Origin of the sequence: Streptomyces sp. NPDC058295, assembly GCF_042880655.1 — a bacterium.
Taxonomy (GTDB): domain Bacteria; phylum Actinomycetota; class Actinomycetes; order Streptomycetales; family Streptomycetaceae; genus Streptomyces; species Streptomyces coriariae.
Map to the genome: position 1 here is coordinate 1,872 of NZ_JBHVYO010000106.1, position 3,266 is coordinate 5,137.

The window sequence follows — 3,266 nt, forward strand, 5'->3', positions numbered from 1 at the left end:
TGGGGTGATGGGTGGCTGGTCGTTGTTTGAGAACTGCACAGTGGACGCGAGCATCTGTGGCCAAGTTTTTAAGGGCGCACGGTGGATGCCTTGGCACCAGGAACCGATGAAGGACGTGGGAGGCCACGATAGTCCCCGGGGAGTCGTCAACCAGGCTTTGATCCGGGGGTTTCCGAATGGGGAAACCCGGCAGTCGTCATGGGCTGTCACCCGCTGCTGAACACATAGGCAGTGTGGAGGGAACGCGGGGAAGTGAAACATCTCAGTACCCGCAGGAAGAGAAAACAACCGTGATTCCGGGAGTAGTGGCGAGCGAAACCGGATGAGGCCAAACCGTATACGTGTGAGACCCGGCAGGGGTTGCGTGTACGGGGTTGTGGGATCTCTCTTTCACAGTCTGCCGGCTGTGAGACGAGTCAGAAACCGTTGATGTAGGCGAAGGACATGCGAAAGGTCCGGCGTAGAGGGTAAGACCCCCGTAGTCGAAACGTCAACGGCTCGTTTGAGAGACACCCAAGTAGCACGGGGCCCGAGAAATCCCGTGTGAATCTGGCGGGACCACCCGCTAAGCCTAAATATTCCCTGGTGACCGATAGCGGATAGTACCGTGAGGGAATGGTGAAAAGTACCGCGGGAGCGGAGTGAAATAGTACCTGAAACCGTGTGCCTACAAGCCGTGGGAGCGTCGGACATCAAGCTTGCTTGGTGTCTCGTGACTGCGTGCCTTTTGAAGAATGAGCCTGCGAGTTTGCGGTGTGTTGCGAGGTTAACCCGAGTGGGGAAGCCGTAGCGAAAGCGAGTCCGAATAGGGCGTTTCAGTAGCACGCTCAAGACCCGAAGCGGAGTGATCTAGCCATGGGCAGGTTGAAGCGGAGGTAAGACTTCGTGGAGGACCGAACCCACCAGGGTTGAAAACCTGGGGGATGACCTGTGGTTAGGGGTGAAAGGCCAATCAAACTCCGTGATAGCTGGTTCTCCCCGAAATGCATTTAGGTGCAGCGTCGTGTGTTTCTTGCCGGAGGTAGAGCACTGGATAGGCGATGGGCCCTACCGGGTTACTGACCTTAGCCAAACTCCGAATGCCGGTAAGTGAGAGCGCGGCAGTGAGACTGTGGGGGATAAGCTCCATGGTCGAGAGGGAAACAGCCCAGAGCATCGACTAAGGCCCCTAAGCGTACGCTAAGTGGGAAAGGATGTGGAGTCGCACAGACAACCAGGAGGTTGGCTTAGAAGCAGCCACCCTTGAAAGAGTGCGTAATAGCTCACTGGTCTAGTGATTCCGCGCCGACAATGTAGCGGGGCTCAAGCGTACCGCCGAAGTCGTGTCATTGCAGCTATAGGGCCAACGCCCGCTGTGATGGGTAGGGGAGCGTCGTGTGCCGGGTGAAGCAGCACCGGAAGGTAGTTGTGGACGGTTCACGAGTGAGAATGCAGGCATGAGTAGCGATACACACGTGAGAAACGTGTGCGCCGATTGACTAAGGGTTCCTGGGTCAAGCTGATCTGCCCAGGGTAAGTCGGGACCTAAGGCGAGGCCGACAGGCGTAGTCGATGGATAACCGGTTGATATTCCGGTACCCGCTGTGAAGCGTCAAACATCGAACCAGGCGATGCTAAGTCCGTGAAGCCGTTCCGGACCCTTCGGGGAAAGGAAAGTGGTGGAGCCGGCGAACCAGACTTGCAGTAGGTGAGTGATGGGGTGACGCAGGAAGGTAGTCCATCCCGGGCGGTGGTTGTCCCGGGGTAAGGGTGTAGGACGGTGTGTAGGCAAATCCGCACACCACATAGTCTGAGACCTGATGCCGAGCCGATTGTGGCGAAGTGGATGATCCTATGCTGTCGAGAAAAGCCTCTAGCGAGTTTCATGGCGGCCCGTACCCTAAACCGACTCAGGTGGTCAGGTAGAGAATACCGAGGCGTTCGGGTGAACTATGGTTAAGGAACTCGGCAAAATGCCCCCGTAACTTCGGGAGAAGGGGGGCCACGTCCGGTGATTGGATTTACTCCATGAGCTGGGGGTGGCCGCAGAGACCAGCGAGAAGCGACTGTTTACTAAAAACACAGGTCCGTGCGAAGCCGTAAGGCGATGTATACGGACTGACGCCTGCCCGGTGCTGGAACGTTAAGGGGACCGGTTAGTCTAGTTTCGACTAGGCGAAGCTGAGAACTTAAGCGCCAGTAAACGGCGGTGGTAACTATAACCATCCTAAGGTAGCGAAATTCCTTGTCGGGTAAGTTCCGACCTGCACGAATGGCGTAACGACTTCTCGACTGTCTCAACCATAGGCCCGGTGAAATTGCACTACGAGTAAAGATGCTCGTTTCGCGCAGCAGGACGGAAAGACCCCGGGACCTTTACTACAGTTTGATATTGGTGTTCGGTTCGGCTTGTGTAGGATAGGTGGGAGACTTTGAAACGTGGACGCCAGTTCACGGTGAGTCGTCGTTGAAATACCACTCTGGTCGTGCTGGATGTCTAACCTGGGTCCGTGATCCGGATCAGGGACAGTGTCTGATGGGTAGTTTAACTGGGGCGGTTGCCTCCTAAAGAGTAACGGAGGCGCCCAAAGGTTCCCTCAGCCTGGTTGGCAATCAGGTGTTGAGTGTAAGTGCACAAGGGAGCTTGACTGTGAGACCGACGGGTCGAGCAGGGACGAAAGTCGGGACTAGTGATCCGGCGGTGGCTTGTGGAAGCGCCGTCGCTCAACGGATAAAAGGTACCCCGGGGATAACAGGCTGATCTTCCCCAAGAGTCCATATCGACGGGATGGTTTGGCACCTCGATGTCGGCTCGTCGCATCCTGGGGCTGGAGTCGGTCCCAAGGGTTGGGCTGTTCGCCCATTAAAGCGGTACGCGAGCTGGGTTTAGAACGTCGTGAGACAGTTCGGTCCCTATCCGCTGCGCGCGCAGGAATATTGAGAAGGGCTGTCCCTAGTACGAGAGGACCGGGACGGACGAACCTCTGGTGTGCCAGTTGTTCTGCCAAGGGCATGGCTGGTTGGCTACGTTCGGGAGGGATAACCGCTGAAAGCATCTAAGCGGGAAGCCTGCTTCGAGATGAGTATTCCCACCCCCTTGAGGGGTTAAGGCTCCCAGTAGACGACTGGGTTGATAGGCCGGATGTGGAAGCCCAGTAATGGGTGAAGCTGACTGGTACTAATAGGCCGAGGGCTTGTCCTCAGTTGCTCGCGTCCACTGTGTTGGTTCTGAAACCACGAACAGCCCCATGCCATGGTCACGGTGTGGTGCGGCTGCATGTGTTTCA

1 rRNA gene is annotated in these 3,266 nt (G+C 56.6%); it reads left to right on the forward strand.

What is annotated here, in order from left to right:
• Positions 1-58: 58 nt before the first annotated feature.
• Positions 59-3,181, forward strand: a 23S ribosomal RNA gene (locus ACFVYS_RS43705).
• Positions 3,182-3,266 lie beyond the last annotated feature (85 nt).